This is a genomic window from Oceaniferula flava (assembly GCF_016811075.1).
GTDB classification, from domain to species: Bacteria; Verrucomicrobiota; Verrucomicrobiia; order Verrucomicrobiales; family Akkermansiaceae; genus Oceaniferula; species Oceaniferula flava.
The window spans coordinates 21,177-27,354 of the sequence record NZ_JAFBGL010000015.1; the positions used below are offsets into that span (position 1 = coordinate 21,177).

The following is a 6,178-nucleotide window of genomic DNA, read 5'->3' on the forward strand; positions in this document are numbered from 1 at the left end:
ACGAATCTATGATGGAAACGAATACAAAACGTGCCTGGCTGCTGGTGGCGATCTTGGTGGTCGGCTTTTCCTGCATCTGGCTGCTGCCGAAGTCCAGTGAGATCAGGCCGACTCGTCTGTCCCGTCATCTTCCTTCCGAGGTGGGCTCCATGGTGGGGCAGCAGGTGGAGGTGACTGGCAAGGAACTGGCCATTCTGGCGAAGGACACGGAGTTCGAGCGCTGGCAGTACACGGCTCCCTATTCCCGATTCACTCCGCCGATCCAGGCGTCGATCGTATTTTCCGGCAAGGACGTTAACAACAGCATCCACCGCCCGGAGCGCTGTTTGAAAGCCCAGGGGTGGAATTTTGTCAGAGAGCGTCAACTGGTCATCCCCAATGCTCTCCCCGACGGTGGTGATATGCCGGTGAAGGAAATCGTGTGTCAAAAAGCCCGGATCGATCCCAAGACCAACAAGGTGGTTAAGCTGGAGAATGGCGAGGTCTTTTATGACATGCAGCTGCAGTATTACACCTTTGTCGGCTTCAAGGAAATCACCTCCAGCCACTACCAGCGTAGCATGGCGGATATCAAAGGGCGCTTGTTCGGCGGCTACGATCAGAAGTGGGCCTACGTTACTTTTTCCACAACGGTGACTCAGGCTTACGTCGACCAAGGTCTGACGCGTGAGGGTTTTGTCGGTTTTTCGGTGGAAGATTGTGAGCAGCACCTCAGCGAGTTCATCACGCAGCTGATGCCGGGCATGATCGATCGGGACGAACGGAAGGCCGTGGCGATGCCATAACACGCCAGCCTCATTCTTTTCCTCCCTTTGGGATTGTCATCGCCTGAACATCCAGCACAATCCGGCGAGCACACCTGCACCTCGAGCTACATTATGAAATTATTCAGCGGAAAGGCCCATCGCTCCCTCGCGGAGAAGATCGCCGCCCACCTGGGACAAGAACTTGCTAACGTCAATGTCGATTCCTTCCCGGACGGCGAGACATTTGTTCAGATCAACGAGAACATCCGCGGCGAGGATGTCTACCTGATTCAGCCAACCTGCCCGGCGGTGAATCATAATTTGATGGAAATGCTCATCATGGTGGACGCTGCGAAGCGTGCCAGTGCGGGGCGGATCACCGCGGTGATTCCCTTCTTCGGCTACGCCCGCCAGGACCGGAAGGATAAACCCCGGGTGCCGATCACCGCGAAGCTGGTGGCCAATCTGATTTCCGCCGCGGGTGTCGACCGCGTCCTCACCATGGACCTGCACGCTGCCCAGATTCAGGGCTTCTTCGATATTCCAGTCGATCACCTCTACGCCAAGCCGGTTTTCATCAAACACTTGCGCGATCAGCATGGCGAGGATGCCAGCAATCTCACCGTGGTCTCGCCCGACGTCGGTGGGGTGAAGATGGCCCGCTCGTATGCCGATAAACTCGGTGCCGAACTCGCCATCGTTGCCAAGCACCGCGTCAGCGCGACCAAGGTGGAGGCGATGAATGTCATCGGTAACGTCGAAGGCCGCAATGTGCTGCTGGTGGACGACATGACCGAGACCGCTGGCACCCTCTGCGCCGCCGCCAAAATCCTGCAGGAAAATGGCGCCAAGAGCATCTACGCCGGCGTTTCCCACGGGGTGCTCGGTGAAATGGGCCGCAAGCGCATTGCCGAATCGGCCATCAAGGAGCTGATCACCTCGGACTCCGTGCCACAGGCCTACGGGGAAAAAGTCACCACCGTCTCGGTGGCCGGATTACTGGGCGATGCGATTAGCCGCATCCACGATGGAAAATCTGTGACTTCTCTCTTTGACATTGACGCCTAAACTGGTAAAGACCCGCCCCCGCAAGAACGCTAGCATACTCACTTACTACCCACCGCCGGCGATTTTACGGACTGCTCCACTCACTTAATCAATTCATTTAACCTATTTAAAAAATGGCCAAACCACAAACTTTGAAAGCCGACGAGCGCGCTCGCACCGGTTCCGGTGTGCTTAAGCAAATGCGCCGCGAAGGCTTCGTTCCTTCCGTCGTCTACGGCGGGGGTACAGAAAACAAGAACGTCAAGATCGACGCCAAGACCCTGCGCGACATGCTCGCCAATGCAGCGTCCGACAGTATTCTCGTCAACCTCGACATCGAGGGCGGCAAGACTCAGCTCGCCTTCCTTCAGGACGTTCAGCACAATGCTCTCACCAATGAGATCCTCCACGTTGATTTCCTCGCCGTGGATGACAAGACCGAGATCACTGCCAACCTTCCGCTTGAGCTTGAAGGTGAGCCTGCTGGTGTCAAAGCCGGTGGTATCCTCGAGCACATGCTTCACAGCTTGGAAGTCCGCTGTCTGCCAAACGATCTGCCTGAAAGCCTCAGCTCGGACGTTTCCGACATGGCCATCGGCGATATCCTGCACATCGGTGACATGAACCTTCCTGAAGGTGTCAGCTCCACACTGGCTGACGACGTCGTCGTTGCCATCGTGGCTAAGACCCGCGAAGCCAAGAGCGCTGATGCCGAAGACGGTGATGCTCCAACTGAGCCAGAAGTCACCAACGAAAAGTCGGCTGACGAGTAGGCCTCGGCTGATTCAACTATTTTATCTTCCAGCCCGGAGCCTTGGCTTCGGGCTGTTTTGTTTTCATACTGCAGACATGTCCGCCATCAAACTCATCGTCGGCCTGGGGAATCCCGGGAGGAAATACGAAGACACCCGCCACAACATCGGCTTTCTGGTGCTCGATCGTCTGGCATCGGGCTGCGGTGCGGAGATGACTAATCACCTCCGCTGGCGAGCCCATGTCGCGAAGGTGGCAGGGCAGGGGGCGGTGCTGTTGAAACCTCAGACCTTCATGAACGAGAGCGGCCAGTCGGTGGGCGCGGCCCTGCGCTTCTACAAGTGGGAGCCCGAGCAGGTGCTGGTGGTCTACGATGACGTCGCCTTACCCTTCGGCTCGCTGCGTTTCCGCATGGCTGGATCCGCCGGAGGGCACAACGGGATCAAGTCGATCATCAGTCATCTCGGCAGCGATCGCTTTCCGCGGCTGAAACTTGGCATCGGTGGCGCGAAGCCCGGTGGCATGGTGGGGCACGTTCTGGGGAAATTTTCCACCGGTGAACGCAATGAATTGGAAAACACGCTTGCAAGTGCCGCAGAAGCTGTTCAGTTTGCGCTTTCCAACGGGGTTGAGGCTGCGGCCAATTCGTTTAACACGAGGAAAGAACCCTGAGATACAGCCCGTCGTGCGGTGCTGTAATCACTTGGAAACCAAAGCATTTTTTAACTACTTTTAACCAATAACCAGCACAGTAATGAGCAGAAAATACGAAGGCCTGATTGTCCTCAATTCCAAAGGCCAGGAAGACAGCATTAACGACCTTGTGTCCTCCGTGGCCAAGGAAATGGAAGCCGGCGGAGCCAAGATGGACGAGATCCAACAGCTCGGCCGTAAGAAGTTCGCCTACAACGCACGCCACCTCGAAGGCGGCCACTACGTGAACTACATCTTCGAAGCTGACGCCTCAGCTATCGAGAAGATCCAAGGTGCACTCAGCCTGAACGACACCGTTCACCTGCAGCACTACCAGCGCCTCGCCTAGTTAGCCCGTCGAAGGGCTTTTTGAGCCCTTTCACGCCGCATGCCCTGCGAGAAATCGCCTGCATCACACATTCTGTGTTTGCAGGACCCGCAGGAATTCCATTAGAATCAGAGATATGGCTAGTTTTAACAAAGTAACGCTCATGGGCAATGTCACCCGTGATATTGAACTTCGCTACACACCGAAAGGCACCGCCGTCGCCGACATCGGACTCGCCATGAGTCGTGTCCGCAATGGCGAGAATGGTGAGAGAATCGAAGAGACCACTTTTGTTGACATCACTCTCTGGGGTCGCACCGCGGAGATCGCCCATCAGTATTCCGGAAAAGGCAAACCTCTCTTTGTCGAGGGTCGGCTGCAACTGGACACCTGGGACGATAAGGAAACCGGCAAGAAACGCAGTAAACTCAAAGTCGTTGGTGAAAACATCCAGCTGCTCGGCTCCCCTGGAGGCGGCGGTGGTGGTGGCAACCAAGGCAATCCCAACCAGGGTGGCGGCAATCGCTATCAAGGTGATGGCCAGTCTCCCCAGCAGTCCGCCCCCCAAGGTGGATCACCTGCCCAAGGTGGCAACTTCGACGACGGCGACGATATCCCGTTCTAAGCACGATCCCCACAACATCTCTTTCCCAAGCGGCCCCGGATACCCTCCGGCGCCGCTTTTTTGTGCAACCAGGTAGCGCGGATGGCATGCACCCAGGCAGGGCGGATTGCCTGCCCTTGCATCTCGGTAGGGCGGATTGCGTGCCCTGTCGAAGCCATGGCGAAGAAGGGGCCTCCATCATCCGCTTTTTTCGGTAGGGAGAATTGGCCTCAATCCTCCGCTCTCCGCCGCCCCAGCGGCGCTGATTCAGTAGTCAGTAGTCAGTAGTCAGTAGTCAGTGGTTTCTTTTTTTGACCGCAACCGGAGCGCAGCGGAGATAGCCCCTAGGCAAATTTTGCGAATTGGGCGAATTTCGTCCCTTGGAATTTGAAACTTAGCACTTAATGCTTCCCGCCCCCAGCTCCGGAGGAGCGGAAGAAACTAGCCGGTGGTGCAGCAAAGCGTAACCACCGGATCACGCCCAGCCAGGCATCAAGTTCCGGAGGAACGACAGAAGGCCATCCCAACAAGCGAGCTCCCAGACTCCCCACCCACATTGACACCAATCACACTTGCGCAATTTCCCGTGGCCGACCAGCATCCCGCCATGCGCTTATACAGCACGAACAGCCCTGACAGCCTGGTCGATTTCGGCGAGGCGGTGCTTCGCTCCCTGCCAGCGGACAACGGCCTCTACATGCCGGAAACTATTCCCCAGCTCGGCGACGACTTCTGGGCGACCTGGAAAACGCTCGATTTCCAGGAGATGGCCTGCCGTGTGGTGTCCACCCTGCTCCAGGGCGTGATGCCGGAGGACGACCTGCGTGCGATCGTCTGCGATGCGCTCAATTTCCCCGCCCCAGTCGTGAAGCTGGACGAGCAGCACCATGTGCTCGAGCTGTTCCACGGGCCCACCCTCGCTTTCAAAGATTTTGGCGCCCGCTTCATGGCTCGTGTCATGGCCTGGCTGAACAAGGACTCGGACCAGCCACTCACCGTGCTGGTCGCCACCTCCGGCGATACCGGCGGCGCGGTCGCCCACGCCTTTCACAACGTCCCCGGCACCCGCGTGATCATCCTCTATCCTTCCGGCAAGGTCAGCGGCTTGCAGGAAAAACAACTCACCGCCCTCGGTGGCAACATCACCGCCTTGGAAATCGATGGCAGTTTTGATGATTGCCAGCGCATGGTGAAGTCCGCCTTCCTCGATAAGGAAACCGCCAAGGCTTGCAACCTCACCTCGGCGAACTCGATCAACATCTCGCGCCTCATCCCGCAGATGCTCTATTACTTCGAGGCCGCCCGCCAGTTTGATAAGCCTCCCGTATTTGTCATCCCGAGTGGCAACTTTGGCAACCTCACCGCCCTCCTGCTCGCCACCCGCATGGGTCTCCAGGTCGGTCACATCGTCGCGGCCACCAATGCCAACGATGTCGTGCCGCAGTATCTCAGTAGCTCCAGCTATGAGCCGCGGGCATCGGTCGCCACCATCTCCAATGCCATGGACGTCGGCGCCCCGAGCAATTTCGCCCGGATGGTCGAGATCTTTGGTGACGATTGGAAAAGCATGGCTGCCGCCATCAGCGGCTACGCCTTCGACGATCGCCAAACCCGCGCCGCCATCCACGAGGTGAAGGATCGCTTCGGCTACGTCATCGATCCCCATGGCGCGGTCGGCTACCTCGCCGCGGAAGCCTGGCTCACTCAGCATCCCGACGATACCACCGTGATCCTCGAAACCGCGCACCCGGCGAAGTTCCCGGAAACCATGCACGAAGAGCTCGGCGCCGATGCCATCGACGTCCCCGAACGCCTCGCCTGCCTGGCCGACGAGGAAAAAGTCTCCATCCCCATGGCTGCCGAAGAAGCCGCACTCAAAGCCTGGCTAGCCGCCAACCCCGCCTAACCCTCCCTCCCGTAGCGAAGATTGAATGAGAAGGTAGTCGAGGCCGAGCCAACGGTTTCTGTAGAATGCTACCACCTTATGAACAATAGTATCAAACATCA

7 protein-coding genes are annotated in these 6,178 nt (G+C 57.7%); all 7 read left to right on the top strand.

Translation table 11 applies throughout. The annotated features are described in order from the left end of the window. The first annotated feature begins 8 nt into the window (after positions 1-8). The 7 genes from JO972_RS16250 to thrC all read left to right on the top strand — a co-directional run bounded on the left by JO972_RS16250 (position 9) and on the right by thrC (position 6,077). Entirely contained in the window at positions 9-785 is a 777-nt protein-coding gene (locus JO972_RS16250) for an exosortase-associated EpsI family protein (RefSeq protein ID WP_309491142.1), read from the top strand. Positions 786-878: 93 nt separating this feature from the next. Continuing rightward, a complete protein-coding gene (locus JO972_RS16255) occupies positions 879-1,814 on the top strand; it encodes a ribose-phosphate diphosphokinase (RefSeq protein ID WP_309491143.1) in 936 nt (311 codons plus the stop codon). Positions 1,815-1,927: 113 nt separating this feature from the next. Then, positions 1,928-2,566, top strand: coding sequence for a 50S ribosomal protein L25 (locus JO972_RS16260; protein WP_309491144.1), 639 nt, complete (start codon positions 1,928-1,930; stop codon positions 2,564-2,566). Positions 2,567-2,642: 76 nt separating this feature from the next. Further along, complete coding sequence (gene pth, locus JO972_RS16265) at positions 2,643-3,218, top strand: aminoacyl-tRNA hydrolase (RefSeq protein ID WP_309491145.1); 576 nt, start codon at positions 2,643-2,645, stop codon at positions 3,216-3,218. An 82-nt stretch (positions 3,219-3,300) separates the two neighbouring features. After that, the gene (locus JO972_RS16270; RefSeq protein ID WP_309491146.1) at positions 3,301-3,588 is read left to right on the top strand and encodes a 30S ribosomal protein S6; all 288 of its coding nucleotides are present in this window, start codon (positions 3,301-3,303) and stop codon (positions 3,586-3,588) included. Positions 3,589-3,703: 115 nt separating this feature from the next. Next, positions 3,704-4,192 (top strand): single-stranded DNA-binding protein, encoded by a 489-nt coding sequence (gene ssb / locus JO972_RS16275; RefSeq protein WP_309491147.1) that lies wholly within the window; start codon positions 3,704-3,706, stop codon positions 4,190-4,192. Positions 4,193-4,778: 586 nt separating this feature from the next. Then, positions 4,779-6,077, top strand: a complete 1,299-nt coding sequence (gene thrC, locus JO972_RS16280; protein ID WP_309491148.1) for a threonine synthase — start codon at positions 4,779-4,781, stop codon at positions 6,075-6,077. Positions 6,078-6,178: the final 101 nt, after the last annotated feature.